A 26,973-nucleotide genomic window follows, 5' to 3' on the forward strand; every position below is an offset into this window, starting at 1 on the left:
CTACTAACAACCTAATATAAAAGCTAAAACACCTATGCTACTAGCAAGACGCCTTAACCGTACTATTGCCTATTGCCTTTGTATGAGCTTTGCCTTTTTGTCATGCTCACCCTCACAAAACGAAACCGATGTAGAAGTAAACACTACTAAAGAGCAGGAGTGGCAGACACTCTTCAACGGTGAGACTTTAGAAAACTGGAACTCTACCGGAAGTGCAGATGCCAGGGTAGAAGGGCAGCAACTGATCTTAAGACGCAATGCCGATGCTCCGGGCTGGCTGATATCTAATGCACAGCCTGCTAATTTTGAGCTTAAGACTGAGTTTAAACTTAGTGAGGGCACCAATAGTGGTGTGGCGATACGTGTTCCTACCAAGCGAAATGTAGATCCGGTCACCAGTGGCTATGAAGTAAACCTGGACAATCGTGCGGATATCCCCAACCCTAGCGGCACTCTGGACTTTCTGGCCAGAGCCTTCTGGAATGAAGACATAGATCCTCAGGGCTGGAACCAACTGCACGTAAAAGCAGATGGTGATCATATAGAAGTAAAGGTGAACGGAAAAAAGGTGGTAGAAACTTTTAGCCGTAGAAGTAGCAAGGGGGCTATTGCCTTACAAGCTCCTTTGACTGATGCCGGTGAAGTACGTTTTCGTCAGATGCAAATTAAAGAACTGCCTCCTTCCTCATTTAGCCAGCCACAGCTACGCGACTATATGCTTTCTACCTATAAAGGAAGTAAACAGACTCTATTTGATGGAGAAAGCCTTAATGGCTGGCAAAAGCTGGGTGAAGCAAAATGGTCTGTCGCGCAAGGTATAATTACCGGTGATAGCCAGGGCTCGGATGGTGGGTACCTTTGTACAGATAAAACTTACAAGAACTTCTACCTTAGCCTTCAATTCAAGATTGCCTTTGAGGATAACAGTGGAGTTTTTGTAAGACTGCAACCTGATGCCACAGAGGTAAGTCTGGATGTAGGACTAGAAGTAAACGTCTACGATGCTCCGGGAATGGCGTGGGCCCACCCCACAGGCTCTATTAATACTCATGCCCGCGCTTTTACCGGTCTCATCAGTTACGAAGAGTGGAATACAATGGAAATTTTCGCTTTTGATGAGCAGTTGAGTGTCTACGTAAATGGAGTTAAGGCCTCAGAGGCTACAGTACCAACGAAGTATCAGGAGGCAGGTAAAATCTGTCTACAGGTATACCCCAGGGTAGCTACTGATGAAGGTCCTTCTCAGGTCAGTTACAAAAACATCCAGCTAAAGAATTTTGAAGGTATCCCTTTTGTAGGTTACTAGGAACTAAGAGCAGCCTGGGCTTCCTGAAGCAGTGCCTGTACTTTTGCTTTAGGATCGCCCGGCCCCAAAGTCTCCAGTGGAAAGTAGCCCCTGTAACGTACAGCACGTGCTATTTCTACTATTCGCTCTATATTCGTCTTTTCTGCCTTCCCATTTACATAAACCTCCTCTTTGACCTGCCAACTGCGGGCATAAGGAGCTAGCTGCTTTATTTCCTGGTAAGGCTTAGCTCTCAGGCTGCCAATATCCAGCATAAGTCCCAGATAGGGGTGGTCTATCTCCAGCAATACATCTTCTACTTCATTCGCTGTTTTAAGAAACTCATAGTGGTTTTGTAAGTTGAGCATCACACCATACTGAGCCGCCACATCTGCACTTTGGCGGAGTCCGTCAATAAGGCGGGCGCGAGCTCTCTTCCATTCGCTACGGTCTTCTACAGTTTTTCCGGCAAATACACGAAGGCAGGGAGTGCCTAGCCTGGCTGCTGCTGCAATCCAGTTTTCTACCAGCTTTAGGTCTTCTTTTCTTTTTTGCGAATCACGCTGGGCAAAATCGTTTCGTACGCCGGTACCACAGATGGAAAGGCCCAGCGTATATGCTTTATGCTTAAAGCTGTAAAGCGTAGCATCGTCTGGTACCAGTGGGTAGCCTGGAAAATAATAGGCGGTGGCATCCAGGGCAGCAAAAGGTAGGTTAGCACAATACTCCAAGAGGCTTTCCAGGTTCATACTACCTTCTCTTAATGCCTGATTGAATGAAAAAGCATTGAGAGCCAGCTTGAGGTTAGGCTGTTGGGCCATAGCCAGGGTAGGTAAGCCTGATAATACAGGAAGAGCCGTAGCAGCACAGCCAGACGTTTTCAAAAAGCGGCGTCGGTTCATAGGTTGTTGTCGTTTACGGAATATAGAAAAATCTGATGAGCTGAGTAATGTGTTCCACAGCTAAATAGCGCTGTCGCGCATTTTTTTCCTCTTAAAACCTTTAAAAAAGCCTGGTATAAGGTATTTGTAGGCTTGGCATTATCTTGTCTATCTAGGAGGTATGTCATGGGATTTAAATATAAACTTCGCTTTAGCAATGCTGGCAATCGCCAACCCGATAGGTCTGGTGCCTTTCTGGTCGGAACTGATGAGCGATACCAGCAGGAAAGTACGTAAACAAGTAGCTCTTTTGACCACTCTTTCTGCTACTGCTATACTTCTGTTATTTCTGAATGGAAGCCAGATGGTAATGCGCTTTTTTAGTATAGACATTCCTGTTTTTAAAGTAGCAGGAGGCTTGCTATTGTTACAGACAGCTTTTTCAATGGTAAAAGGTCAGGCTACCCGCCTGGATGAAAGAGACGAAGAAGGGGAAACCTATTTTGAGATTTCTAAAAAACGTTTTAGAAAGGTAATAGTGCCATTGGTAGTGCCTATGCTTTCGGGGCCGGGCACAATTACTACGGTAGTTTTGTACGGTTCACGAGCGAGTAATATGATGGATAATGTAGGTATGTCGGTAATACTGGTAGGTACAATGTTTTTGCTCTTTCTAATATTTGCCTTTTCACATTTTCTGGAAAAAAATATAGATAACCTGGTATTTGTGGTTATGACACGCATACTAGGAATTATTGTAGCAGCTATTGCTATGCAGTTTATGTTAGAGGGCTTGGGAGCAATATTTCCCAACTGGCTGGAAGGGCAGTCTACCTTTGATGATCCTAATTCATATGGTGCAAAAGATAACCCCTAAAAGCCAATAAGTGAAGTAAATAAAAATTTGTAAGAGGTTAAACGGAAGATTAACCTCTTGCTTTGTCTAGTAAGTGATTGAGCTGTGCAGCCTCTTCTTCACTCAGGTTTTTAGCAGCATGCTCATTGAACTCAGAAACATCAATCTTTTCCAGTAGCTTGAGTCCTTCTTCGGTAATGGTGATATCTACCTGTCGGCGGTCGGCAGGGCATTCTTTACGAGTGAGCAAATGTTTAAGCCTTAGCTTCTCTACAATACGTGAGACATTAGACATCTTATCCAGCATACGTTCATTGAGCAACATAACAGATGAGGGGTTAGGGTACTGACCTCGTAATATGCGCAGTACATTGTATTGCTCAGGAGAAAGGTTATACTGTTTTAAAAATGATTTGTTGATGGAGTATACCCAGTTGCCCGTATACATCAGGTTAACGATAACCTTATGATGCTCACTAGCAAACTTTTTTTGTTTGATCTCTTCTTCCAGTTTCATTGACTAAAGATAGTTATTCTATCAAAAACATCATTCTATAAGGCCTACTTCTGCCTTATTCTTTCATGCTATTTACCTCATTGAGGTTAGCTGTTTTATAAAAGTTATAAATCTTTAGAACAATTGCCATAGCTACTGCTGCCTCTGCTGCGGCAACAATGATCACAAAAAGAGAAAAAACCTGTCCCTGAAGCTTGAAAGCATCGTACTGGCTAAAAGCAATTAGGTTAATGTTAGCAGCATTAAAGATCAGCTCTATACCCATAAGCACTACGATAGCATTCTTTTTAACAATAACGATAGCAATGCCAATGCATAACAGTAAAGCACTCAGGATAAAGTAATGTTCCAGTGGAATCATAATGTAGATTTTGTGTAAAACTATAAAATTTTAGCGACTCAGCCATGCTTTAAAGTCAGGAGAACGCTCTACACTTACTACCGCTTCCATTTGGTTTTGAGGCTTGAGGTCCAGCTTTACCCTGCTTTTTGAGTAGGTATGCATTTGCGCTATTGCATCAATATTTACAATGAATTTGCGGTTGATCCTAAAGAATTGCTCAGGGTCTAGCGTGTCTTCCAACTGCTGCATGGTGTAATCCACGACATACTTTTGGCTTTGAAAGCTAAGCATCTGTACCAGTTTTTCGTGAGCATAAAAATATGCGATCTCAGCTACTTCTATGCTTTTAATGGTTTGCCCGTAACTCACCATAAACCTCTTTCGGTATGTTGGTTTTTGCAGGCTTAGCATCAGGGCTTTCAGGTTTTGCTCTGGAACCTGTTGCTGACTTTTAAGCTGCTTATATTTTTCCAGGCTAGCTTGTAAGTCTCGCTTGCTCACAGGTTTGAGCAGATAGTCTATACTGTTCAGTTTGAATGCCTGAATTGCGTATTCATCGTAGGCGGTGGTAAAAATGATGGGAGTTTGCATATGAGTTATGCCTTGCTGTTGTAGGTGTTCAAATATCTTAAAAGAGACCCCATCGGCCAGGTGTATGTCTAAAAAGATAAGTTCGGCCTGGTATTGTTGCAACCACCTGACGGCTTTGTCTATAGTATCCAGTACATCCAGAACTTCAATGCGGGAGTCAAGAGCCTTAAGGTGGCGGATAAGCTTGTCGGCAGCAGGCTGTTCATCTTCTATAATAAGTACTTTCATATCAGTTTGGTTTGTATAGAAGTGGTAGGTGAGCTACGTACTGTCCATCTTCTTTATAAAATTTAGGCTTTTGCACAGAGAGCAGGCGATACTTTTCTTTAAGGTTATAGAGTCCTATCCCAGTGGAGCCTACCTCTTCCTGCCTCTTTTGAAAAGTATTGCGCACTATCAAATAGTTATTCTGTACTTCTATGAAAATACTGAGGGGGCTTTCGCGGCTAAAAGCATTGTGCTTGATAGCGTTTTCCAATAAAATTTGCAGACTGAGAGGTGGGAGGTACAACTCCCAGTGCTCCGAAAATACATTTTGGTGTACCTGTAATGCTTTGCCAAAACGTATCTGCTGTAAGTACATATAAGATTCTGCCATACTAAACTCATCCCGGAGGCTTACCAAATTTTTGTCTTTGATTTCCAGTATGTAGCGGTAAAAGCGCGCAAATTCATTAATAAACTCTTCTGCGGTGTCTGGCCTGCTGTGTACCAAAGAGGACAAGGTATTAAGACTGTTAAACAAAAAGTGAGGGTTAACCTGACTTTTTAGTGCTTCGTATTGGGTGCGTAAGTTTTCTTTTTGTAAGCTTTCGGCTTCTATTAAGGAAGCTTTCCATGCTCTGAAGAAGGCACTTCCTTCCATAACAGCGGTAGCAATGGCATTGGCAATCAGGGCGATAAACAGATTATTAAAGAGCATGCTCTTATAAAAATCCGTTGAGCGTGCAAACAACTGGTCGTAGAGGTAAGTCCATAGCAGCATAATTAGCGCCGCATTAAAGGAGGTAAGAATAATTTCCAGTGCTATACGCTTAGCTACGTATTGGTTCCAGGGTAACCACGTATCCAGTTTTCTGACTGCCGTAATATTAGCTGCAAAAATGGCTGCTGATACTGTAAAGGTAAAGAGGATGCTGTACCAAAAATGGTTTTGTTCTAAGGCTTCCCATGTCTCCCCGGCAACCCATGTTTTAATAACATACAGCCCGGGAATTAGCAGGCTCATGATAGCTACGGCAAATAGGATATTTCTGTAGCGGCTGAGTCGGGGAGATCTTATAGGTATCATTAATCAAAGTTACCAAACTTAAGGCTAAGCGCCACGCTCATACTACTTAGGTTGCTGTCGGTAATGCCAAAAGTATCTGAACCGCTAATCAGGCGGTAGGTTACGCCTCCACTTACCCGAAAAAAGGGAGCTACGTTTACTTCCAGGTGAGCTCCGGGCTCAAATACGAAGAAATTACTTTTGGAGCTCTCAAAATCTCCTACACCCTCATAGTCCTGTTCAATACCTCCTCCACCAATTAATACATTGCTCAAAAGGTGCAGGATTCGGTCGGAGTTGACTATGTATTCAAACATAAAACCCCCGTAGCCCATATCATAGTGCAAGTCCAGATTAGGATCTACTCTGTTTTCAGGAGCTACATCCAGATTGTTGATGAGGCTATATCCGCCTCCGCCAATCATAAATTTTTTGTTGATCAGCCAACCTCCTTTACCCCCGAAAAAGGTAGCAAAGTCTCCTTCTATCGCAGAAAGTTTAACACTGGGAGCGAGGTATCCACCGGAATTGGTAATGGTAAAATCGCCAAAGAGTGTTTCCTGTTCGCTTTCTTCCTGTGCCCAAAGTGTAGTAGACAAGCAGCATATTAAGATCAGGGAAAGTATATTTCTGTACATCTTCATGAATAACAAAAGTTTAAAAAGTATAAATAATAATAGTCTGTTGTAACTACCATTAAGCATGTCTTTTGTTGAGTGAGCGGCGCTAACTTTTTGTGTATTGCCCACTGGGCAAATCTAAATGATCAGGTTACTAGCGTATTATAAAAGTGGATGAGCAGGAATAAATTGTGTGCGAACCGGATTAGCCTGCCTGCTGCTGTTCTAAGGGGCGGCTTTGTGTTTTTTTGTCCAGAGGTGTAGCTCCCTTCTTTTGAGCAAAAAGTATGATGCGGAAAGTAGTGCCAACATCTACCTCAGATTCTTTTACAAAGATTTTTCCTTTGTGGTAGTTTTCTATGATGCGTTGCGAAAGAGAAAGTCCTAATCCCCAACCTCTTTTTTTAGTAGTATAGCCGGGCGTAAAAACCTGGCTGATTTTAGACTTAGGAATCCCTTTACCATCGTCGGTGATATCTATAACTACTTTATCTCTCTCCTGACTGATGTTAATGGTAATGCGGCCTACGCCACTCATGGCATCTACTGCATTTTTGCAGATATTTTCTATTACCCACTCAAAGAGGGGGCGGTTCATCATAGCCAGTATCTGCTCAGATGAGCATTTGATCTCCATCTTTACCTTGGTAGAGATACGTTTTTCCAGATAACCTACTGTTTCTTTGATGGTGCTGAGGATATTTTCCTGCTTAAGCGTAGGGATAGAGCCGATGCTTGAGAAGCGCGCGGTAATCATCTCCAGACGCTTAATATCTTTATCTAACTCTTTGATGATACTGGGGTCATAACGCTCCGGCTCTGAGCGGAAAAACTCCAGCCAGGCCATTAAAGAAGAAAGGGGGGTCCCTAGCTGATGGGCTGTTTCTTTGGCCATGCCAATCCATACCCGGTTTTGCTCTGCACGTTTAGAGTAGCTGAAAACAGAATAGGTTAGAATAACAAATACGGCAATTACAGAGAGCTGCACATAGGGGTAGTACTGTAACTGAGTAAGTAGGTAAGAGTTCTTATAGTAGACAAACTGGTACCCATCTACCATGCCAGTAGTAGGGTTAGTTAATACAATTTCTATATGGTCGTGCAACTCACGCATCTCTTCCAGCTGAGCTTCTATGATGCGCTGCTTCTTTTCTTCGCTATAAGTATCTTTAAGCCCCAGGTTACGGCCTTCAATGTAGTTACCGTAGCTATCTGTCAGGATAACGGGAATGCTATTGTTAGGTACAATTACCTGTTGGAAAAGGAAGGGGATATCATCACCTTCAGAATTCGCAACCATTTCCAGTGTTTCAGCATAAAGGTTGATAAAGCTACGCTCTCTCTCTTTAAGCTCCTCTACCAAACTATTAGTGTAAAAGACTGAGCCCCCTGCAATTAGGGTAGCTACTATTAACACTATAAACTTAACTGTATTCTTCTGCTGGTAAATGTTGCTTACCTTATCTTTCGCATAAAAGCGCTTACTCATATACAAATTTACTTTTGAGCCGATATTCCCTTTAGAAAATCAGCAGTGCATATGTAAGTTAACGAATACGGAGCGATAAATTATTTATAAGCCCAAGAATATTAGCGCTTTAGCTATCAGGGTAGGGGCTAGTTATTAGACAAGAGCCATTTTCCTACCACTTTATAATTTACCTTGGTGCCGTGCATTAGTATACCAACACGATAAATACGCCCTGCCAGCCAGGTAGTGAAGATAAAGCCCCCTACTAGTAGTAGCATAGACAAAATAAGCTGCCAGGTAGGTATGCCAAACGGCACGCGCATCATCATGGTAACAGGTGCGGTAAAGGGAATCATAGATAGCCATATTGCCAGCGAGCCGTTAGGCTCGTTAAGCACTGCTCCCAAGGTAACTATGGAGATAATCAGCGGAGCAGAAATGGGTAACATAAACTGTTGGGTATCGGTATTGGAGTCAGCTGCCGAACCAATAGCGGCAAAAAGTGCACCGTACAATAAATAGCCACCCAGAAAATAAAACAGAAAAGTAAGTACAAAAGTAGTAATGTCTATAGATGCCATAGCTTCATGTATGCCCATAGCCATCTCCATTTGTGCGGAATTGTCTTCTGGCATGGCTTGCTGCATCTGCTGGGTACGTTGCTGCACAAGCTCTTCTGGGTTTACTCCCTGAAGGAAGAGGGTAGACAGCCCTAAAGTGAGTCCAATCCAAAGTAAAAACTGGGTAAGCCCCACGGAGGCTACTCCTATAATTTTGCCCATCATTAGTTCAAATGGGCGTACAGAGGAGATGATTACCTCAACGATGCGGTTAGATTTTTCTTCCATTACCCCTCGCATTACCTGAGCCCCGTACAAAAAGATAAAGGTATAGATTAGGAAGGCACCTACATAGCCGACTACTGAGGCCACACCTGCACTGCCTTGCTGTTCGCCAGCTTCAGTCAAGCTAATTGTCTGGATATTGATATCAGTTTCTAGCTGAGCCAGTGCTTCCCGACTAATATTTGCGCGACTTAGCTTAAGGTCTTTTACTTTATCTTTTAGCATACGCTCAATACTATTGAGCATACTCAGGCTGGGGCTACTCTCAGAAAAGAGTGTGATGCCCGTAGGATTATCGATATCTATATCCGGGATGTAAAGCAGTCCAAATTGTTGACCCTGGTTGACTACCTCTTTTGCCTTCTCTACCGGTTCGTTCACATACTGGTAGATGATGTTACCGTCTTCGGCCTCGGAAGTAAGGAAGCTATTCTCAAAAAGGCCACTTTCGTCAACTACAGAGATAATTCTGGTCTCGCTGCTATCCATTGAGGCCAGCCATACAGGTACAATCACGATGGCGGCAAAAACTAATGGCCCCAGTAAGGTCATGATGATGAAAGACTTTTTGCGTACGCGAGTCAGGTATTCTCTCCTGATAATGAGTCCTATTTTGTTCATGCTAGTTGTCTTGTACTTCTCGGATAAATATCTCGTTCATATCTGGCACTTTTTCCTGAAAGGAGTGCACTTCTACACAGTTGATGAGTTCTCTGAGCAGGTCATTTGGAGCGTAGCTTTCAGCAATCTGAAGGGTAGAGAAGAAATCACCATTCTCCAGGCGTTGTTCCTTCAAAAGCGTATAGTCTATATGCAAGCCATTGAGTTCTCCAGTATGTGTTACCTGAAAGGTATTGGACCGGTAGCGATTTTTAATCTCAGCTTTGGTGCCATCTAGTATTTTCTCTGATTTGTTGATAAGGGCAATATGGCTGCACATCTCCTCTACAGACTCCATACGATGAGTAGAGAATATAATAGTTTTGCCACTTTCTCTAAGTTTCAGTATTTCATCTTTAATCAGGTTGGCATTTACCGGATCAAAGCCGGTAAAAGGTTCATCCAGAATTATCAGGTCTGGTTCATGCACTACTGTGGCAATGAACTGAATCTTCTGCTGCATACCTTTAGAAAGGTCTTCTATCTTTTTCTCACTCCAGCCACTGATATTGAGTCGCTCAAACCAGTGGTTGATACGCGTAAATGCGTCTTTAGCACTAAGTCCTTTCAGCTGGGCCAGATAGAGCAGGTGTTCTCCTACTTTCATTTTAGGGTACAAACCTCTCTCTTCCGGTAAGTATCCAATATCGGCAATGTGCTTAGGCTTTAATTTTTCTCCTTTAATCAGTATCTGCCCACTATCTGCATTGATGATCTGGTTTACAATACGGATAAGAGTAGTTTTACCAGCACCATTAGGGCCAAGTAAACCAAAAATGGACTGTTGTGGTATGTGCAGACTAACATCGCGGAGCGCCTCATGCTTAGCGTATTTTTTAGAGATGTGTTGCGCCTCTAGAATATTCATGCTCTAAGGTAAAAGTATTTTGCTGTAAATATATCTTAGTAGTTAAGCTAAGCAAATAAAAAAAGGGCGCAAGTTGTAATTGCGCCCCAGTTATATGTATTGTAAACCAAAATGATCTGAACTTATTCATTCATCTGGAAAACCACATTGCCCATAGCTACATCTATGTCAAAGCTAATCAGGTTTGCTGCTTCTTCATTATAGCTCTCACTTACAAACACGTTGGGTCTTATCTCTCTAAAATGTTGTAGCAACTTAATACGACAGAGTGGGGAGTTGTTAAAAGAAATGATCAGAGGTATATCCGGATCTTCTAATGATACTATCATACTGCCTGCGCCTACGCTGGCTCTTATATGGCTTTTATGATCAAGTTCATCGCCAAAGTTTATAAGCAACTTTCCAAAACCTACCTCAGCCACTACTTCTCCGGCACGCGATAAATTAAGCTTATCCAGTTCCAGTACTCCCAAGTCAACTTTTGCATAAAAGGTATCCATAGCAACCCTATTAGCCACATCGGCAAAATAGCCTACTTTAATATCTGCACTTCCGGTATTTATCTTGAATTTTTCTATCGTAAGTCCAGAAAGGTCTACTGTAGAGTTGCCCATACCATAGCGTAAATCCAGATCAAAAGGAATTCCTCTTGAGAGGTATACATGCCAGGGTTTAGCTGACGACTCCCTCGCGTTAGAAAAAATTCGGTTAGAAATACTTGAAGTGAAGTTTTCTCTGGAGTCCTCAAAATTGAGTTTTACCAGATGTTGATTATTGCTGACCTGATTGGTCGTTATAGGATTGAATTGTTCATTTTCCGGATAGCCGTAGATGCTTACTGCTCGCATGTTATAAGTAGAGTTTATGCGGCAGGAAACAGATGGAGCGTTCATCACAAGTTTTACAACTTGATGCTCATCTACCGGCAGTACGTGATAATGCTGTTTTGTTTGTGCTCTCCCCCCCGTTACCGTCAGTATTGTGCTTAATATCAATACTATTAAAACTTTCATGTTCTTGCATACGGGAAAAACAAAATTGGGTTGCTGTGGTTGCCAGTATTACATGAAAAAAAGCAATGCTTATGGTGCATTGCTTTAAAATACTTATGTATATCTTGCTTAAACGCTAGAAGAATTCCTTCATTTTCTCAAAGAAGCTCTTGTCTGACTTACCTGGGTTAGGTTTAAAGTTAGGAGAGTCTTTAAGGTCGTTTAAGATTTTCTTCTCCTCATCATTTAGCTTTTTAGGAGTCCATACGTTTACATGTATGAGTTGATCTCCCTGCCCGTAGCTATTAATTTCTTTAATACCTTTTCCTCTGAGACGGAGTATTTTACCACTTTGAGTTCCGGGTTCAATCTTAATTTTTACACTACCATCTATGGTCGGAACTTCTATTTGAGTACCAAGAGCTACATCTACAAAGCTTAAATGAAGGTCGTAGATTACATTATTGCCATCTCGCTTTAAAAACTCGTCTTCTACTTCTTCAATAACAATTAGCAGGTCTCCGGGGATGCCACCTCTTTTGGGTACATTACCTTTGCCAGACATAGAAAGTTGCATGCCTTCGCCTACACCTTCTGGTATTTTTACCGGAATTACTTCTTCTTCCAGCACACGACCTTCTCCGTGGCATTTGCCGCATCTTTCGTCTATGGTTTTACCTTCGCCTCCGCAGGTAGGGCAGGTGTTGGCAGATACCATCTGACCCAGCATGGTATTTACGACTTTTCTGACCTGTCCGCTACCATTACAGGTCTGGCAGGTAGTAACGGCAGTTCCATTTTTAGCACCATTGCCACCACATACATCGCAAGAAATGTAGCGCTTTACTTTTATTTTTTTCTCTACCCCCTGGGCTACTTCCTGTAGGGTGAGCTTAAGCTTAATACGCAGGTTAGAGCCTTTACGCTGGCGTTGACGAGCACCACCTCCGCCGCCTCCAAAGAAGCTTTCAAAAGCAGAGCCGCCAAAGATATCTCCAAACTGAGAGAAGATATCATCCATACTCATGCCTCCGCCTCCGAAGCCGCCGCCTGCATTACCACCTACACCCTGATGACCAAATCGGTCGTAGCGTGCACGCTTGTCAGGATCGCGAAGCACCTCGTAGGCTTCCGCTGCCTCTTTAAACTTATCTTCTGCTTCAGGATTATCAGGATTCTTATCAGGGTGAAACTTGATAGCTGTCTTACGATAAGCCTTTTTGATTTCGTCCTGAGAAGCATCCCGAGAAATGCCTAGTATTTCGTAATAGTCTCTTTTTGCCATAAAGCTTTATTGTCCGATTACAACTTTAGCGAAGCGCAACACCTTTTCACCCAGGAAGTAGCCTTTTTCTACTACATCTACAATTTTACCTTTCAGTTCTTCCTTGGGTGCTGGCGTTTGGGCTACCGCTTCGTGATAGTCACTGTCAAAGTCACTGCCTGGCCCAACTTCCATAGTTTTCAGGCCTTTTTGGGTCAGCACTTTATGAAATTTCTGGTGGATGAGGGTTACACCTTCATGCATAGGGGCAACTTCCTCTTTGTTTTCAAACACCTGCAGTGAGCGTTCTAAATCATCTACAACGGGGAGCAGGTCCTGAAGCAAATCTTCGTTGGCAGTCTTTACAAGATCCAGCCTTTCTTTAGAAGTACGCTTACGGTAGTTTTCAAATTCCGCATATAGCCTCAGGTATTTATCTTTGGCCGCAGATACTTCTTCCTCTAGCTTTTTCACGGTATCATCCTGCGCTGTCGTATCGTCAGGGTTTGTATTATTGTTGTCAGAAGCTTTGTCAGCCTCCTCTTGCGTAGAATTCATTTGCTCGTTATCAGTTGCAGTCTGCTCGTTTATGCTCTCTTCTGCAGTTGTTTCAGTCTGTTGGTTTTTTTCTTCAGATTCTTTTTGAGCCATAACCAAAGCTAATTTAAATGTTGTGTAATAATCCTCTTGAAATGGTCAACTTCTTTGCCAATGGCAACATCTGTGACAAGATGACAGGCTAGTGTAAAGCCTGCCATAGTAAGTCTTTAAGTTCCGTAATGTTTTTCTCTGCTACCGCAGAAATAAAGATATACGGAAGGTCTATATTCATCTCAGCTTTGATGGCCTCCATAAGCTCATCATCCAGCAGGTCAGATTTAGTGATGGCCAGTAAGCGTTTTTTGTCCAGCATCTCTGGGTTATAGCGCTCCAGCTCACTAAGTAGAGTCTCGTATTCTTTATTAATATCATCGCTATCTGCCGGAATCATAAAAAGCAATATAGAGTTTCGCTCAATATGTCGCAAAAAGCGTGTGCCCAAGCCTTTACCTTCAGCGGCTCCTTCTATAATCCCCGGAATATCAGCAATTACAAATGATTGAAACTGGCGATATTCCACTACTCCCAGGTTAGGGGTAAGCGTGGTAAATGGATAGTCTGCAATCTCTGGCCTGGCTGCGGATACTACGGATAATAGCGTAGACTTTCCTGCATTAGGAAAGCCAATTAGACCCACATCTGCCAGCACTTTTAGTTCCAGGATAAACCACTCTTCTTTACCGGGTTCACCGGGCTGAGCATAGCGGGGAGTCTGAAAAGTAGGTGTTTTAAAATGGTCATTGCCCAGGCCTCCTCGTCCGCCTTCCAATAGCACAAACTCCTGACCCTCTTCAGTAATTTCGCCTACTACTTCTCCGGTTTCAGCATGTCTGGCTACGGTACCTAGCGGTACTTCAAGAATCACGTCTTCTCCCTGAGCGCCTGTTTTGCGGCTGGGGCCTCCCCCTTCACCATTTTTAGCAATTACATGCTTTTGGTATTTTAAATGGAGGAGTGTCCAGTGCTGAGCATTTCCCCGAAGGATGATATGTCCGCCTCGTCCACCATCCCCACCATCTGGTCCTCCTTTGGGCACAAATTTCTCGCGCCTAAGGTGAGCAGAGCCTGCGCCCCCTTTACCGGAGCGGGCGCAGAATTTCACATAGTCTATAAAGTTGGATGAAGCCAAACTGTCAGTGGATTTAGGGGTGATTTGCTTCTTTAAGCCTAAACAAAGCTTAAAAGTTCATAGCCTTATGGCTTATGATTTTTTTGCGTCTATTTCTTTAGTAATACGCCCAAAGATATCGTCTATAGCGCCTACGCCATTGACTTTGGCTAGTTTAGCCTGCTCACTGTAGTAGTTGGCTACCGGCAGGGTTTCGTTTTTGTAAACTTCCAGGCGGGTTTCAATTTTGCTACGGTCCTGATCATCAGTTCTACCTGAAGTTTTTCCTCGCTCCAAAAGGCGGGTAATTAACTCTTCGTCAGGTACTTCTAACATTACAGTAGCTGCAATAGGCATATTTTTGCTTTCCAGTAATTTATCTAGAGCTTCCGCCTGAGGTATGGTACGCGGGAAGCCATCAAAGATAATTCCTGAGGCCTGATGGTCTTCCTGTAACTTATCGTCAACCATATCTACCACCAGCTGGTCTGGAACAAGCTTACCCTCATCCATATATTCCTTAGCTTTTTGTCCAAGCGCAGTACCTTCTCCCAGATGTTTTCTAAAGAGGTCTCCTGTAGAAATATGTAGTAGATTATAGTGTTTTATAAGTTTCTCGCTTTGTGTTCCTTTCCCTGCTCCAGGAGGGCCAAACAGTACGATATTTAGCATGGCGTTGTTATTTTAATGAAATAATTACAATGACGGCCTAGATAAGGCAGCAAATATAAGCCCTATGGGGTAGTAATAATAATAATATTGAAAATTCAGTAAGTGACGCTTATTCTTTAAGGCGGTAAATATCTTTGTACTGGCGACCATAACCATCGTAGTCCAGGCCGTAGCCTACCACAAATTTGTTTGGTATTTCTATACCTTTATACTTAAGACTGACCGGAACCTGAAGGGCATCAGGCTTAAAAAGAAGGCTGGCGATATTGATGCTGGCTGGTTTTTTCTCTTCCAGTATTTTAATGAGGTGCTGTACGGTATACCCGGTATCAACAATGTCTTCTAAAAGGATCACATCTTTACCTTCCAGTGGGGTATCTAAACCAAAGAGTTGCTTTACTTTGCCGCTGCTTTGCGTACCCTCATAAGATTTCACTTTTACAAAACTGATCTCTACTTCTATATCCAGGCATTTCATCAGGTCGGAGGCAAACATAAATGCACCATTTAGTACCGTAACCAGCACCGGCTTGCGTTCGGCAAAGTCTTGATTTATGGCCTGAGCTATGTCTTGTACCGCTTCCTGTATGGCTTTCTCTTCTATGTAAGGGACAAATGATTTATCGTTGATTTTCATATTACAAAGTTCGCATCAGGTATTGATAAATGTTTAAGTAGCTTTCAATATCTTTTTTATGCACCTTCTCATGAGGAGTATGCGCATGGGCAATAGGTATGCCTACAAAACACCAGTCCAGCGGATAAGGAGACATATGTACTTCACGGCCATCACTTGAACCTTCTACTTCTACTTCTATCTGATAGGGAAGCTGCGCATCTTCTACCAGCTTTATGATTTTATTTACAAAAGGACGGCGAGGAATGTTTCGGTCTCTTAAAGAAATGACAGCTCCTTCTCCATGTTTTACCCCTTCGGTTACCCATGTGATGTCAGCAATAAGGCATTGCTTTACCGGATGGTGCTTCATAATATAGTCAAGCAAAAAGGGAACGGAACCACCTCCCTGTTCTTCCCAGCAGCTAAATACGATTAAGCCATTTTCTAGGGTTTCTGCTAGCTTGAGCATATTGTAAATGCCTAGTCTGTTGTCCAGATAAGAGGAAGTAATATATTTCTTTTTGGCTTTAAAATCGCATTCATATACCAGGTTGGTACCACTAATAATGCCTCTGCCAAATTTGTAGTGTAATTTTTTTCTGCGGTCTTTTTTCTGCTCCTGCACTTTAAGGTCACAAACAATGGGGCCAAGGTTATCTTCTCCTATCAGTTTGTACCCGTCTTTAACATCCGGACTGCCAATAGGTACCAGCTGATCCTGATATCGTACGGTAAATCCTATAGAATCCATGTGGGCAAAAACAGCTGTACGAGCATTGCCAAAGCGAAGGATTAGGCAGTCTTGCAGTTCTTCTCCGGCAATTACTTCGGGTTGTACCTTCCAGCTTGCACTATGTTCCTTGACATATTCTATGAGAAACTCTTTCATGAGACTCTCATCTCCAGAGGGGGCAAATATTTCGCAAAGCTTATGTAAAAGACTGGTATCCATCTACAAAATTAAAATGCCCGGCGGTAAGGCCGGGCAAATTTCAAAGATTATGTGAAGATGCAAATTTAAGCTTCGTATTTCACATGTGCAATTTGTTTGTCAATCGTGTAACGACCGATACCTTCTTCACCAATAACATCAAAGAGCTCCAGGCAACGACGAGCAATATACTCTTCTTCTACCTGCTCATTCAGGAACCAGGCCAGGAAGTTAAAAGTAGTAAAGTCTTGCAGAGCCTGACATTTAGCGGCTATACGGTTAAAAGACTGGGTAACGGCAATTTCCTGCTGGAGTGCTTCTTCAAAGATACCTTTAAAAGATTCAAACTCTGTGGGTACATTGGTGATCTCAGGAGAGACGGCAGCACCACCCAGGTCATTTACATATTTAAATATCTTCATCATATGCACTCTTTCTTCTTCAGCCTGATTGTAGAAGAAGTCAGCGCTATTGTCAAAGCCATGTCTATCGCACCAGGAAGCCATTGCAAGGTATATTGCAGATGATTTTGCTTCCATTTTAATCTGCTCGTTTAGCAAACTTTCTACTTCTTCGGTCAACGATGTTTTTAGCCTTAATAAATCTTTCATAGATGTATTTATTTTATCACAGTGTCACTATATACTATAAATATCGTGCATGGTTGCAGAAAATGCTACCTAATACATCAATTCGGAAAGGTTCTAAACAGTTCAAATAACCATGGAAGAGTAGATGCGCTCCTGTAAAATGCTGTTAAGTTCTAGCATAACCTTGGCACCGGCAAAGAGCTCTTTGAGCGAGAGAAGCTCAGCTATAGTAAGTACGAAGCAACGGTCGCAGCTGTGAGGAGAGATAATCGCAATATCTGAGGCAGGGTCCGGATCTGCAATCATGGCCTTAACATCTATTTTGTCAACGGCCTTTTTAATGCAGAAAAAGCAGGGTACAGAAAGGATGGTTTTATAGCCATTGTATTCTAAAACGAAACAACCTTGCTTATCATCTTGATAAATACACCCAATTTCGTTGCGGAAGACTGCTCTGTTTTCTGACATGCGGACAAAATTAGGCTTATTTATAATAAATACAAATAAGCCGTAAAATTTGTTGTCCGCACTTAAAATTTTTTAGCAAATGCTTAGAATGGCAAGTCGTCCTCGTCACCGCCACCATCAGCAAATGGCTGGTCGTTCATGGGCGGGGGGGTATCATGTGCCTCAGAGGGTGCTCCTGCTCCGCTGCTTCCTCCTTTTTGCATACGCCAGGCCTGGAGCGAATTAAAGTATTTAGTCTCACCCTGGCGGTCAGTCCATTTACGACCTTTTAAATTGAAGAACACAGTAACCTCTTCGCCAACCTTAAAATCATCAAGCATTGCGCAACGGTCTTGTATAGCTTCAAACTTTACGTATTCGGGATATTGAGGATTATCTGCATACTCTAGCACAAACTCTCTTTTCTGAAAGCGGTCACTGATCTGTGTAGTATCAAAAATCTCAATTAGCTTTCCTTTAACTTCCATATTCTACTATTAAGTATGATTGTAACATTTTTACCTAAGGTGAATGCTTATGCCTCGGGTAAATTGTGGATTATGAATACAAAGGTAAAAAACACAGCAGAAGGATAAGATGTAGGCAGTAAGTTTTTTCAAAGAAAAGGGTAGCTACGAAATTTTTTTGCTCTGCACTTGTGTTTTCTGTTCAGCAAAATGGCAAAGGTTTTGCCTCTGCGAATCAGATCATTAGAACTGAAGATTTCAGGTTCAGTTTTTGTATCTACAGAAATAAGGTTAGAAAGCTAATCGTTATCCGCTCGAAATTATTTGTGTTATCTCATAAAATCCATCAGTAAACTATGGCTTTAGATTATATCGTAGCTTGCTTAGTATTGGCCCTAGGTAGTGTGTTGGTCATTATTAGTGCCCTTAAAGGTCGTCGTTCAAACTCTTCTAACAATGATGGGGGACTTCCGATTGAATTTGATGTGCCGGAACTGGATTTGCCTCCAGGTGTAACCCTACCGGGTGGCGGACCTACTGTAAAAGAAAGAGAAACTGTAGGTGCTTACTAAAAAAAATACCTGCTCCGATTAAAGAGCAGGTATTTTTTTATTTCTAGAAGATAGATTAAGAATAAACTTCTTCTACATTTTTGTGCATATCAGGATAAGCTCTCATTTTATGTTCTCCGATATCTAACCCTTCAATTTCTTCTTCGCTGCTTACTCTTATACCTAAAGTAACTTTAAGTACGTAGAAGATAAGAAGAGAAGTAGCCAGGCAGAACACGCCTACAGACGCTATACCAATTAGCTGACTCATAAACTGGGCACCGCTGGCAAGCTCTCCAAAGATACCTACCGCTAAAGTACCCCATACACCACAAACCAGGTGTACAGAAATGGCTCCAACAGGATCATCTAATTTCATACGATCAAAGAAGACCACCGCGCATACTACTAATGCTCCGGCAATAAGTCCGATCAGAATGGCATCTGTAGCGCCCATCTGGTCAGCGCCGGCAGTAATACCTACCAGACCACCCAGAATTCCGTTGAGTACCATGGTAAGGTCGTTTGACTTTACAACAATAATTGATGCTACCAATGCACCTAGTGCTCCAGCCGCAGCGGCTAAAGTTGTTGTAACGAATACAAGAGATACCAGCCCAGGATCTGCGCTAAGTACTGAACCTCCGTTAAAACCATACCAACCGAACCAAAGCAAGAATACACCCACTGTGGCAAACGGCATGCTATGGCCAGGAATAGGACGAATTTTACCATCAATATATTTGCCTTTACGAGCACCAAGCAGCATAACCCCAGCTAGGGCGGCCCATCCACCTACTGAGTGAACGATAGTAGAACCGGCAAAATCGTAGAAAGAAGTATCCAGGCTATCTAAGAATCCGCCTCCCCATTTCCACATACCTACGATAGGGTAGCAAAAACCTACGTAGATGACAGTAAATATCAGGAAGCTGTTTAGTTTAATACGCTCAGCTACCGCTCCAGAAACGATAGTAGCAGCAGTAGCAGCAAACATGGCCTGAAACAGAAAATCGGTATAGTAGGTGTAAGCTTCGTTATACCCACCGTCGTTAGCACCTTCGGGTAAAGAAAGGCCAAAGCCGGCAAAGCCGAAGAAACCACCGGCAAAAGCTTCGCCAGGGTACATAATATTAAATCCCCAAAGTACGTAGGTGATAAGCCCGATGGGTAGGATAGTAGCGTTTTTGAAAAGAATGTTAACAGTATTTTTAGATTGGGTAAGCCCTGTTTCTAGTGTAGCAAATCCTAGGTGCATGATAAATACCAGAATTGTGGCTACCATCATCCACAGGTTGTTTGTCGTAAATAATGCGTCCATAATATTGTATTAATTAATCTTTTTATAAGTAATGGATGGTTTAGTTAAGTGCAGAGGTGCCCTGCTCGCCATTGCGGATACGGTATACTTCTTCCACATGAGTGACAAAAATTTTACCGTCGCCAATCTTACCTGTCTTGCCTACATTCAGGATAGTGTCTATCGCCTTCTGAAGAAAATTATCAGAAACTATGATTTCTAGTTTGGTGCGAGGGATGTAACCTACATCATAAGTAGCCCCCCTGTACGTTTGGTATTCTTTTTCCAACCCATGTCCTTTTACATCATAAAAGGAAAGGAAGGTAACACCTACTGCGGCCAGAGCTTCTACCACCTCTTCAAATTTGGAAGTGCGGATGATAGCTTCGATTTTTTTCATAAGTAATTATTGTTTGATAGACATTAGTAGCAAAGAAATCATGTTTTAAGCTTATTAAATCAGTATTTAATACTGAAAAAAGACTAAAAACAGATTATAAGCGCTAATAAAACAATAAATTCTTATAATCAAAAATCTTTCAATAAAATAGAGTGCTTGTAATGTTAATTACAAAATAATAAAGCTATTGATCAAATAAATAAAAAATAAAGTTCTATTTACTGAAAATATGTAATTGACCAAATATCCTTTTGGGGTAGGGACATAGAGGATGTGTTATTCAGAATATTATTCTGAAAAATAACATTGGTATGGTTATAAAATATTTATCCTTGAGAAAGTACTGAAGAAATATTAGATCGGTAAGCGTTGATGGCAGGAATGAGCGCTGCCAGAAAACCTACACCCAGGCTAGCAAGCAATACAAAATATTCTTCGGTAAGTATATTCCAGGCACTGAGTCCAATCTGGCTGGTTTGAATAAAATATTCCCCTAACAGAGCGCTTGTAAGGTGAGCGAGAAACAATCCAAGTATGCTGCCTAGTAAAGTAATAATCAGGCCTTCCAGTATGACATGAACAAAGAGTTTGATCCTGCTGGCCCCAAGTGAACGCATAATGGCGAGGTCATATTTACGTTCCTTTAGCGCATTATAGAGGGCAATAAAAATACTGAGACCGGCAATAATAATGATAAGATAGGCAAAGGCTTGTAGTAAATCAATTCCTACACCCACCAAGGAGAAAAGGCGGGCAGTCTCAAAAGGAGGAGAAGCAGCCTGCATATTAGTACGTTCATTAATGTAGCGCGGAAGCTGTACTGCGGCCATAGGAGAGCGGTATTGAACTATCAAAGACGTAATCTGCTCATCTGATCCGCCCTCTGGTAAGCCCTCCGTAGTAACTTCAGCTGTTTTGTGTTCATCTTCATGCTTGTGCTCATGCTCCTGATCTTCGCCATCTTCTGTTTCGTGAGAAGCATGTACTTCCCATACACTTTCTATAGAAGTAAGTATGAGGTTATCTACTACTGACTGTGTAGGGGCTAATATACCTACCACTTTAAAAGGGCTTTCTTCGTGGGTGTTAATGCCATCATCCGCTAAGCCATGGCTGCTGTTGAAAGTATCTCCTATTTTAAGTTTCAACTGTTCTGCTGCAGAGGCTCCCAGTACTACCTCCATAGTCTCAGACCATTTATTACCTTCGGCTACCTCTGCTTCATACAGTGATAGGTAGTCGTAATTAGTTCCTATAATACGTTTGCCCTTATAGCTATCGCCTAGCGCCAGCGGGATGGTGTTTCTGATCAGGCGATTGCGGGTAAGCTGCTTGGCTTCAGACAAGGGGATATTGCCGGTGGGGTAATCTATATGAAATACGCTGGAAAGTATTATCTGCATAGGGCTGCCTTTGGCACCTACAACCAGGTCTATGCCTTTGCTATTGCGAGTAAGGGAGTCTTCCATCTGGCGGCTAAGCAATAGTAGTACAGTAATGATAGCTATGCCCAGACTAAGCAGAAGAATATTTAAAAAAGTATTTAGAGGTTTGGTTTTGATATAGCTCCAACTGAGCACAAATAGGTTCATATCATTACATCATGTAGTGGGTAGGAATAATGTCTTTTACGCGCTTGTCATGCGTGGCAATGATAAGTGTTGCCTGGTGAGCCTGAGCCTGTTGCTGTAAAATATGTAATACTTTTCCACAATTTTCATCGTCCAGGCTGGAAGTGGGTTCGTCGGCAAGTATAACTTTAGGCTTGTTGAGCACCGCTCGGGCTATAGCTGCCCGCTGAGCCTCACCTAAGCTTAGGGTATGCACCAGAGCTTTTTTACGAGGAACAAGCCCGAGAGAACTGAGCACCTCTTCTACTTTTTTCTTATCCTGTTTAAGACCAGCCATGTATTGTGCCAGCAAAAGGTTTTGCTCCAGCGTGAGTGCATTCACCAGATGAGGCTTCTGAAATACTAGACCAATGTTACGGCCACGGTATGTATCCAGTTGTGCTCCTTTAAGTTGGCTAAGATCTTTATCACCTACCACCAACTGCCCTTTTTGAGGGTTGAGTAATCCTCCGAGTAAGTGAAGTAGGGTAGTTTTACCACTACCTGACGCGCCTAGTATCAGTGCCTGTTCTCCCTGTGGCAACTGCCAATCAGAAAAATGTATGGGAGCGGAAGCCGTGTTATATTGAAAAGTAAGTTGCTGAATATGAATCATAACGCCACTTGTATACAAAAAAACAGCCTCAAGTTATGGGTGAACCTGAGGCATTGCAAGTATAGGCAAATATTTTGTTTTCCTCTATTTCATGTCGCGCAATACTCTTCCTAAAATCATGGTAAAAATATCTGTGTTGGCATTAGTTTGCAGAAAAAGCCTTTTCTGTTTCTCGCGGATAAGCATTAAGCCATTGGTATACACCACAAAGTCTTTAATTACTGTAAGCTTAACTGATTTTTCCTGATCCTTTTCTCGCAAAATAATTCGTTGGTTGGTAATATAAGCCTTGCCTTCGCTCAGGTTTTTCCACAGTCCGTCTTCAGAATAAAAAGGAGTATCATGTTCCTGATACCAATAATTGCTTTCAGACAGCTTTACGCGCAAAGAGCGGGCATTCTCTTCACTATCTTCCTTATCACTCTTCTTAGCTTCAAAAGCATGAGCATCTGTGAGAAAGTAAGCATGCTCTTCTGCTTTTAACTTAATAGGCACATAAATGGGAGGGAGGCTGCCATTTTCTATCTGCCAGAACAGGCGATATTTTGCGAGTTCTTTCTGAGTACTACTGTCCAGTTCAGTTTCTACTCCCAGGTTTTCTATAAGGGCCTGTAGTTCCTGCTCTTCGTTAGGAGAAAGGCGCTTATCTTCTACTGCTCCTTTGATAAAATTAACAATAATGCTCTGTGCCTTATGCTGATAGATAGAGTCTATCCATGACTGTGGAAGCTGTAGCTTATTCTGAAGTTGATTGAGAAAGGCAAGTTCTTTATCATCCAGGCGATGGTCTTCCAGAGCAGCATCCAGTTCGCGCTCATAAACTTCCTGACAAATGTGATGATGCGCTATTTCCACGGCTTTGTCGGTCAGGCCAAGAATTTTTTTAAGATGTTTGAGGCGAGCAATCTCTTCTTCATCCAGATGATTGTCGTCAAAACAGAATCGTAGATATTTTTTGTATAGCTCTCGCATAGAGCCATCATCAAAATCTGTGTAGAGGTTGAGCTCATACTTATCCATAATAGACTGTATTTCCTCTACACCTACTTCCATAATCGGCTTCTCCGAAAGTAAATTATTGATCTCAATGACAGCGTTTTTTTCAACCTTCTGTCCTTTCAATTTACCCCAGAGGGAAACCGGCTCGAGCTCAGATTTGTAAAATGCTTGTTCTCTTTCCATCCTTTAGTCCTGTAAAAACCTAAATCAAACCCGAAAAAAGTAAATATAGGCGTGCTTAAATTAAGCATTTTTGTGGATTAGTAAATCTGTTTAGCTGTTCTATGTTAAAATATTTCTCATAAATAGGATGAAATAAGTGCTAACTCCTCCTTAGTGTTTTGAGTTGTAACAAATATTTGTGGTCGTATAAATTTATGGTTTTGGGCAAAAATGATCGGTTCAGGAGTCTAAGAATTTAGCATTTGCGGCTGAGAGTACTAGATTTGATATGTATAACAACAAAATTATGAAAAAGCATAAAGTACTGGTATTAGGGGCTGGTATTTCAGGGTTATGTAGCGCGTACTGGTTGAAAAAACAGCAGATAGATGTGGAACTTATTGAAGCTAGCGCTCAGGCTGGTGGCTCAATGCAGTCGGTGCGTAAAGGTGGTTTTCTAATGGATTTTGGTCCTAATAGTGGTTTGGATACTACTCCGCTTATTGGTCAGCTTGTAGAAGAGCTCAAGCTACAGGATCAGATCATTTATGCCAACCAGGCTGCCAAAAAAAGATACATTTTGCAGGGGCATCGTTTGGAGGCTTTACCTTCGGGGCCGCTTTCCTTTCTTTCTACCCATCTGTTTTCTACTTCTGCCAAGCTACGTTTGCTGAAAGAACCCTTCATCAGGCCGCTCAGTCCAGGGCAGGATATAAGTATCGCAGATTTTGTAAGGCATCGTTTAGGTGAAGAATTTCTTAATAATGCGGTGGACCCTTTTATTTCTGGTATTTATGCGGGCAATCCGGAAAAGCTGAGCGTAAAATCCGCCATGCCCAAGCTATATGCACTGGAAGAAAAGCATGGTAGCCTCATCAGAGGAGCTATTGCGGGAGCCAAAGAACGTAAAAAAAGCAAAGAAACGTCTAAGCAGACTGCACGGCAGTTTTCGTTTAGAGAAGGTATGCAGACGCTGGCCAAAGCGCTCGCAGCACAGATGGAAACCGGTATCCGCTACCAGACAAGTGTTAAAAAAATTGAGCGAGGCACCAGCCAAAAGTATAAGCTTACTTTAGAATTAGCAGAAGGTTTACGCGAAGTAGAAGCAGATACTGTGCTCTCTACCATTCCGGCGCATCGTCTTTCACCAGCAATACAAAATTTGGATGAATCCCTAAGTCAGCACCTGAATGCGATTACGTACCCTCCGGTAATGGTGCTCTATCTTGCCTTCGAGAAAAAAGCCATACGACAGGCGCTGGACGGTTTTGGCTTTCTGATACCGGGGCGAGAGCGCAGATCTTTTCTGGGAGCGATCTGGAGTTCAGTAATTTTTCCTCAGCGAGCAGATGACCAGTACGCTACCTTTACCATTTTTGTAGGAGGTGCACGCCAGCAGGGTCTTTTGCAGGAGGATCTGGAGGCGAAAAAGAAGAAAGTCATTCGTGAATTTAAAGAAATAATGATGATAGCGGACTCCGTAGAACCCATATTGGCTGAAAGTAAACTATGGAATAAAGCTATTCCTCAGTATAATCTCGGTTATCAGGAGCACGAAGACTATTTTCAGCGATTTGAGGTAGAGCATCCAGGCTTTTTTCTGGGAGGGAATTATCGGGGAGGAATTTCGGTAAGCGATTGTATTAACACCTCTGAGCTTAACAGCCAACGCATATTAGAGTACCTGAAAAGAAGCACCAAGCCTGTTGTATAGTTGGTGCTTAGTATCAACTTTAGTGGTAGCTCTTCTTCGTAAATTACTGCATGTTCTGAACTATAGGTCTGAATTTTTGCACAAAGCAGGTACTAATAAAGTCGCGGTCTTCTGCCAGCAGGGGCACGATATTGTTGGTGTTTTGTCGGGCTTGTTCTGGCGTTTTTATACCCGGAATAACAGTAGAAATTGCATCAAAACTTAGAATGTAACTCAGACTGAGCTCAGTTTTGCTTAAACCGTACTTTTCGGTAAGCGGCCATATCTCTTCCAGAGCGTCCAGAGAGCTCTGTAAAATTTCAGGACTTAGTCTAAAATGACGATGATCGTTAGCATCAAAACGGCTCTGCTTGTCAAATTTACCAGTGAGTAGTCCAAATTGCAGCGGCATACGCGCAATAACACCTTTTTTCTGCTCTTTCGCTTGCTCTAGTATAGGCAAGGCAATCTGGTTAAGAATATTATAAACAAGCTGAAAACCGCTACCTAAGCCCCGGCTTAGCATATAGTGGGCTTCTGGCTCCGGCTCAAAAGTGTTGAGAGAAAGACCCCAGAACCGAATTTTACCTGCTGCCTTTAACTGCTCCAATGCCTCTATACATTCACCTTTTTCCAGGTCATCCTTTTTGGCAGTATGGAGTTGGTAGTAGTCAATACTATCTCTTTGTAAACGTCTGAGGCTATCTTCGCAGGCTTTAATGATATACTGGCATGAGTAATCTACATAAATAGATTGATCTTTGGCCAGGCGATGGCCAACTTTAGAAGCTATGATAACATCATCGCTGTTGCCAAATACTTTACCAATCAGCTCCTCAGAGTGGCCCAGGCCATAAAAGTCAGCAGTATCATAAAAGTTAATGCCCTGCTCAAAAGCAGTGTGGAGGGCCTGTATGGAAGTATCATCATCAACATCTCCCCAGCCAATAGGAATATCCCCAGCCATTGCCGGGCCCCCAATCCCCCAGGCTCCAAAACCTATTTCACTTACCTTTAAACCTGTATCTCCAAAATCCCGATAGTTCATAAAAAAATGAGTTTAGTAAAAAAAGTGCTTTCAAGATACGATAAAGGCCAAAGCATTTATAATTCGGTAAGCTTTTTTACAGTCTGACCATACGACTGACTAACCTGTATGCTTTTATTTTTCTGATCGTTCAGGGTAATACTGTGTTTGCCTCCTTTTTCCCGTTCAATGCTTTTTATGTAGTCTTCATTGACAATACTGGAACGGTGCACTCTCAAAAAATTACGTGGTAGTTTGGCTTCCAGCTGAGATAGTGTGTGCTCTACCAAATACTCATTACCCTCATCTGTGTATGCATAGACATAATTGTGTAAGGCATAGAAAGAAGCTATCCGGTCCAGAGGTAATAGAAGAATTTTATCACCGGAGCGAACTGCTATTTTTAAGATGGAGGTCTCTGCACCAGACTTGTTGTTAGCCTTGTCGTAGGCAGGGGAGCTGCTCTTCAACAATCGGAAGCCAAAATATATGGCAAATCCACCCAGGAAAAAAGGAAGTAAAAACCTTAGAAAGGAAAAGATCATCTGAAAAAATGAGGGCACATCAACTCCCAAAGAGTATAGTAATACTACGAATAGAAGGATGGAAACAGTACTTAGAACCAGGTAGCGTATCGTTATTTTTTTCATGATTTAAATGTACAATATTTCGTTGTTCATCATGATTGAGAAAGCAGCAAAGCTGGTGAATACGCTTC

General features: G+C 42.3%; 30 protein-coding genes. 4 read left to right on the forward strand and 26 right to left on the reverse strand.

The features are described 5' to 3' along the window. Positions 1–34 precede the first annotated feature (34 nt). Positions 35–1,306, forward strand: a complete 1,272-nt coding sequence (locus PZB74_RS12675; RefSeq protein WP_302236539.1) for a 3-keto-disaccharide hydrolase — start codon at positions 35–37, stop codon at positions 1,304–1,306. Here the strand turns inward: PZB74_RS12675 and PZB74_RS12680 are convergent. Then, entirely contained in the window at positions 1,303–2,187 is an 885-nt protein-coding gene (locus PZB74_RS12680) for a sugar phosphate isomerase/epimerase family protein (protein ID WP_302236541.1), read from the reverse strand. The genes PZB74_RS12675 and PZB74_RS12680 overlap by 4 nt on opposite strands. A 160-nt stretch (positions 2,188–2,347) precedes the next feature. On the opposite strand from PZB74_RS12680, the gene PZB74_RS12685 reads away from it, so the two are divergent. After that, positions 2,348–3,043 (forward strand): MarC family protein, encoded by a 696-nt coding sequence (locus tag PZB74_RS12685; RefSeq protein ID WP_302236543.1) that lies wholly within the window; start codon positions 2,348–2,350, stop codon positions 3,041–3,043. 49 nt (positions 3,044–3,092) lie between these two features. Here PZB74_RS12685 and PZB74_RS12690 read toward each other — a convergent pair whose 3' ends face one another. The 18 genes from PZB74_RS12690 to PZB74_RS12775 form a co-directional block, all read right to left on the reverse strand. Then, positions 3,093–3,539 (reverse strand): MarR family winged helix-turn-helix transcriptional regulator, encoded by a 447-nt coding sequence (locus tag PZB74_RS12690; RefSeq protein WP_302236546.1) that lies wholly within the window; start codon positions 3,537–3,539, stop codon positions 3,093–3,095. 55 nt (positions 3,540–3,594) lie between these two features. Beyond that, complete coding sequence (nuoK, locus tag PZB74_RS12695) at positions 3,595–3,900, reverse strand: NADH-quinone oxidoreductase subunit NuoK (RefSeq protein ID WP_302236547.1); 306 nt, start codon at positions 3,898–3,900, stop codon at positions 3,595–3,597. Between the two features lie 30 nt (positions 3,901–3,930). After that, positions 3,931–4,701 (reverse strand): LytR/AlgR family response regulator transcription factor, encoded by a 771-nt coding sequence (locus PZB74_RS12700; RefSeq protein WP_302236549.1) that lies wholly within the window; start codon positions 4,699–4,701, stop codon positions 3,931–3,933. 1 nt (position 4,702) lies between these two features. Next, a complete protein-coding gene (locus PZB74_RS12705) occupies positions 4,703–5,764 on the reverse strand; it encodes a sensor histidine kinase (RefSeq protein ID WP_302236550.1) in 1,062 nt (353 codons plus the stop codon). Next, the gene (locus PZB74_RS12710) at positions 5,764–6,387 is read right to left on the reverse strand and encodes a hypothetical protein (RefSeq protein WP_302236553.1); all 624 of its coding nucleotides are present in this window, start codon (positions 6,385–6,387) and stop codon (positions 5,764–5,766) included. The genes PZB74_RS12705 and PZB74_RS12710 overlap by 1 nt, the downstream gene beginning before the upstream one ends. A 181-nt stretch (positions 6,388–6,568) precedes the next feature. Beyond that, positions 6,569–7,852 (reverse strand): sensor histidine kinase, encoded by a 1,284-nt coding sequence (locus tag PZB74_RS12715; protein ID WP_302236555.1) that lies wholly within the window; start codon positions 7,850–7,852, stop codon positions 6,569–6,571. Between the two features lie 128 nt (positions 7,853–7,980). After that, positions 7,981–9,300 carry an ABC transporter permease gene (locus PZB74_RS12720; RefSeq protein WP_302236557.1) on the reverse strand — a complete coding sequence of 440 codons (1,320 nt, stop codon included), beginning with the start codon at positions 9,298–9,300 and terminating at the stop codon, positions 7,981–7,983. 1 nt (position 9,301) lies between these two features. Next, entirely contained in the window at positions 9,302–10,207 is a 906-nt protein-coding gene (locus PZB74_RS12725; RefSeq protein ID WP_302236560.1) for an ABC transporter ATP-binding protein, read from the reverse strand. 122 nt (positions 10,208–10,329) lie between these two features. Beyond that, the gene (locus tag PZB74_RS12730; protein WP_302236562.1) at positions 10,330–11,220 is read right to left on the reverse strand and encodes a toast rack family protein; all 891 of its coding nucleotides are present in this window, start codon (positions 11,218–11,220) and stop codon (positions 10,330–10,332) included. A 115-nt stretch (positions 11,221–11,335) separates the two neighbouring features. Continuing rightward, entirely contained in the window at positions 11,336–12,484 is a 1,149-nt protein-coding gene (gene dnaJ, locus PZB74_RS12735) for a molecular chaperone DnaJ (protein ID WP_302236564.1), read from the reverse strand. Positions 12,485–12,490: 6 nt separating this feature from the next. After that, positions 12,491–13,114 (reverse strand): nucleotide exchange factor GrpE, encoded by a 624-nt coding sequence (locus PZB74_RS12740; RefSeq protein WP_302236566.1) that lies wholly within the window; start codon positions 13,112–13,114, stop codon positions 12,491–12,493. 88 nt (positions 13,115–13,202) lie between these two features. After that, complete coding sequence (obgE, locus tag PZB74_RS12745; RefSeq protein WP_302236568.1) at positions 13,203–14,192, reverse strand: GTPase ObgE; 990 nt, start codon at positions 14,190–14,192, stop codon at positions 13,203–13,205. 72 nt (positions 14,193–14,264) lie between these two features. Beyond that, positions 14,265–14,843, reverse strand: a complete 579-nt coding sequence (locus PZB74_RS12750; RefSeq protein WP_302236571.1) for an adenylate kinase — start codon at positions 14,841–14,843, stop codon at positions 14,265–14,267. 109 nt (positions 14,844–14,952) lie between these two features. Next, on the reverse strand, positions 14,953–15,480 hold the full coding sequence (gene hpt / locus PZB74_RS12755; RefSeq protein WP_302236574.1) for a hypoxanthine phosphoribosyltransferase: 528 nt from the start codon (positions 15,478–15,480) through the stop codon (positions 14,953–14,955). 1 nt (position 15,481) lies between these two features. Beyond that, a complete protein-coding gene (locus PZB74_RS12760) occupies positions 15,482–16,414 on the reverse strand; it encodes a zinc-binding metallopeptidase family protein (protein WP_302236575.1) in 933 nt (310 codons plus the stop codon). A gap of 65 nt (positions 16,415–16,479) precedes the next feature. Next, positions 16,480–17,004 carry a ferritin gene (locus PZB74_RS12765; RefSeq protein ID WP_302236576.1) on the reverse strand — a complete coding sequence of 175 codons (525 nt, stop codon included), beginning with the start codon at positions 17,002–17,004 and terminating at the stop codon, positions 16,480–16,482. A 102-nt stretch (positions 17,005–17,106) separates the two neighbouring features. Beyond that, positions 17,107–17,451, reverse strand: coding sequence for a hypothetical protein (locus PZB74_RS12770; protein ID WP_302236577.1), 345 nt, complete (start codon positions 17,449–17,451; stop codon positions 17,107–17,109). Between the two features lie 83 nt (positions 17,452–17,534). After that, positions 17,535–17,918 carry a DUF3127 domain-containing protein gene (locus PZB74_RS12775; RefSeq protein WP_302236579.1) on the reverse strand — a complete coding sequence of 128 codons (384 nt, stop codon included), beginning with the start codon at positions 17,916–17,918 and terminating at the stop codon, positions 17,535–17,537. A gap of 335 nt (positions 17,919–18,253) precedes the next feature. Between PZB74_RS12775 and PZB74_RS12780 the strand changes: the two genes are divergently transcribed. Then, positions 18,254–18,469, forward strand: a complete 216-nt coding sequence (locus tag PZB74_RS12780; protein ID WP_302236581.1) for a hypothetical protein — start codon at positions 18,254–18,256, stop codon at positions 18,467–18,469. 55 nt (positions 18,470–18,524) lie between these two features. Here PZB74_RS12780 and PZB74_RS12785 read toward each other — a convergent pair whose 3' ends face one another. From PZB74_RS12785 to PZB74_RS12805, 5 genes are all read right to left on the reverse strand, one after another. Next, complete coding sequence (locus tag PZB74_RS12785; protein WP_302242796.1) at positions 18,525–19,772, reverse strand: ammonium transporter; 1,248 nt, start codon at positions 19,770–19,772, stop codon at positions 18,525–18,527. Between the two features lie 37 nt (positions 19,773–19,809). After that, positions 19,810–20,148, reverse strand: a complete 339-nt coding sequence (locus PZB74_RS12790; protein WP_302236583.1) for a P-II family nitrogen regulator — start codon at positions 20,146–20,148, stop codon at positions 19,810–19,812. Between the two features lie 326 nt (positions 20,149–20,474). Next, positions 20,475–21,740 (reverse strand): ABC transporter permease, encoded by a 1,266-nt coding sequence (locus tag PZB74_RS12795; RefSeq protein WP_302236584.1) that lies wholly within the window; start codon positions 21,738–21,740, stop codon positions 20,475–20,477. Between the two features lie 4 nt (positions 21,741–21,744). Further along, positions 21,745–22,374: an ABC transporter ATP-binding protein gene (locus PZB74_RS12800; RefSeq protein ID WP_302236585.1), complete on the reverse strand. Its 630-nt coding sequence runs from the start codon at positions 22,372–22,374 to the stop codon at positions 21,745–21,747. A gap of 84 nt (positions 22,375–22,458) precedes the next feature. After that, complete coding sequence (locus tag PZB74_RS12805) at positions 22,459–23,556, reverse strand: hypothetical protein (protein ID WP_302236587.1); 1,098 nt, start codon at positions 23,554–23,556, stop codon at positions 22,459–22,461. A gap of 286 nt (positions 23,557–23,842) precedes the next feature. Here PZB74_RS12805 and hemG point away from each other — a divergent pair, with 286 nt between their 5' ends. Continuing rightward, the gene (hemG, locus tag PZB74_RS12810; protein ID WP_302236589.1) at positions 23,843–25,249 is read left to right on the forward strand and encodes a protoporphyrinogen oxidase; all 1,407 of its coding nucleotides are present in this window, start codon (positions 23,843–23,845) and stop codon (positions 25,247–25,249) included. 43 nt (positions 25,250–25,292) lie between these two features. Here the strand turns inward: hemG and PZB74_RS12815 are convergent, their stop codons facing one another. Beyond that, complete coding sequence (locus tag PZB74_RS12815) at positions 25,293–26,276, reverse strand: aldo/keto reductase (protein WP_302236591.1); 984 nt, start codon at positions 26,274–26,276, stop codon at positions 25,293–25,295. Positions 26,277–26,332: 56 nt separating this feature from the next. After that, positions 26,333–26,905 carry a LytR/AlgR family response regulator transcription factor gene (locus tag PZB74_RS12820; RefSeq protein ID WP_302236594.1) on the reverse strand — a complete coding sequence of 191 codons (573 nt, stop codon included), beginning with the start codon at positions 26,903–26,905 and terminating at the stop codon, positions 26,333–26,335. Positions 26,906–26,973 lie beyond the last annotated feature (68 nt).

Source organism: Porifericola rhodea (assembly GCF_030506305.1).
In the GTDB taxonomy this organism is placed as follows: Bacteria; Bacteroidota; Bacteroidia; order Cytophagales; family Cyclobacteriaceae; genus Catalinimonas; species Catalinimonas rhodea.

Coding starts and splice junctions, on each gene's coding strand:
- PZB74_RS12700 (WP_302236549.1), bottom strand. CDS start 4,701: ATGAAAGTACTTATTATAGAAGATGAACAGCCTGCTGCCGACAAGCTT.
- PZB74_RS12820 (WP_302236594.1), bottom strand. CDS start 26,905: ATGAAAAAAATAACGATACGCTACCTGGTTCTAAGTACTGTTTCCATC.
- PZB74_RS12760 (WP_302236575.1), bottom strand. CDS start 16,414: ATGGATACCAGTCTTTTACATAAGCTTTGCGAAATATTTGCCCCCTCT.
- PZB74_RS12675 (WP_302236539.1), top strand. CDS start 35: ATGCTACTAGCAAGACGCCTTAACCGTACTATTGCCTATTGCCTTTGT.
- PZB74_RS12705 (WP_302236550.1), bottom strand. CDS start 5,764: ATGATACCTATAAGATCTCCCCGACTCAGCCGCTACAGAAATATCCTA.
- PZB74_RS12770 (WP_302236577.1), bottom strand. CDS start 17,451: ATGTCAGAAAACAGAGCAGTCTTCCGCAACGAAATTGGGTGTATTTAT.
- PZB74_RS12815 (WP_302236591.1), bottom strand. CDS start 26,276: ATGAACTATCGGGATTTTGGAGATACAGGTTTAAAGGTAAGTGAAATA.
- PZB74_RS12750 (WP_302236571.1), bottom strand. CDS start 14,843: ATGCTAAATATCGTACTGTTTGGCCCTCCTGGAGCAGGGAAAGGAACA.
- PZB74_RS12690 (WP_302236546.1), bottom strand. CDS start 3,539: ATGAAACTGGAAGAAGAGATCAAACAAAAAAAGTTTGCTAGTGAGCAT.
- hemG (WP_302236589.1), top strand. CDS start 23,843: ATGAAAAAGCATAAAGTACTGGTATTAGGGGCTGGTATTTCAGGGTTA.
- PZB74_RS12800 (WP_302236585.1), bottom strand. CDS start 22,374: ATGATTCATATTCAGCAACTTACTTTTCAATATAACACGGCTTCCGCT.
- PZB74_RS12725 (WP_302236560.1), bottom strand. CDS start 10,207: ATGAATATTCTAGAGGCGCAACACATCTCTAAAAAATACGCTAAGCAT.
- dnaJ (WP_302236564.1), bottom strand. CDS start 12,484: ATGGCAAAAAGAGACTATTACGAAATACTAGGCATTTCTCGGGATGCT.
- PZB74_RS12680 (WP_302236541.1), bottom strand. CDS start 2,187: ATGAACCGACGCCGCTTTTTGAAAACGTCTGGCTGTGCTGCTACGGCT.
- PZB74_RS12795 (WP_302236584.1), bottom strand. CDS start 21,740: ATGAACCTATTTGTGCTCAGTTGGAGCTATATCAAAACCAAACCTCTA.
- PZB74_RS12685 (WP_302236543.1), top strand. CDS start 2,348: ATGTCATGGGATTTAAATATAAACTTCGCTTTAGCAATGCTGGCAATC.
- hpt (WP_302236574.1), bottom strand. CDS start 15,480: ATGAAAATCAACGATAAATCATTTGTCCCTTACATAGAAGAGAAAGCC.
- PZB74_RS12805 (WP_302236587.1), bottom strand. CDS start 23,556: ATGGAAAGAGAACAAGCATTTTACAAATCTGAGCTCGAGCCGGTTTCC.
- PZB74_RS12790 (WP_302236583.1), bottom strand. CDS start 20,148: ATGAAAAAAATCGAAGCTATCATCCGCACTTCCAAATTTGAAGAGGTG.
- PZB74_RS12775 (WP_302236579.1), bottom strand. CDS start 17,918: ATGGAAGTTAAAGGAAAGCTAATTGAGATTTTTGATACTACACAGATC.
- PZB74_RS12720 (WP_302236557.1), bottom strand. CDS start 9,300: ATGAACAAAATAGGACTCATTATCAGGAGAGAATACCTGACTCGCGTA.
- nuoK (WP_302236547.1), bottom strand. CDS start 3,900: ATGATTCCACTGGAACATTACTTTATCCTGAGTGCTTTACTGTTATGC.
- PZB74_RS12780 (WP_302236581.1), top strand. CDS start 18,254: ATGGCTTTAGATTATATCGTAGCTTGCTTAGTATTGGCCCTAGGTAGT.
- PZB74_RS12730 (WP_302236562.1), bottom strand. CDS start 11,220: ATGAAAGTTTTAATAGTATTGATATTAAGCACAATACTGACGGTAACG.
- PZB74_RS12740 (WP_302236566.1), bottom strand. CDS start 13,114: ATGGCTCAAAAAGAATCTGAAGAAAAAAACCAACAGACTGAAACAACT.
- PZB74_RS12715 (WP_302236555.1), bottom strand. CDS start 7,852: ATGAGTAAGCGCTTTTATGCGAAAGATAAGGTAAGCAACATTTACCAG.
- PZB74_RS12710 (WP_302236553.1), bottom strand. CDS start 6,387: ATGAAGATGTACAGAAATATACTTTCCCTGATCTTAATATGCTGCTTG.
- PZB74_RS12765 (WP_302236576.1), bottom strand. CDS start 17,004: ATGAAAGATTTATTAAGGCTAAAAACATCGTTGACCGAAGAAGTAGAA.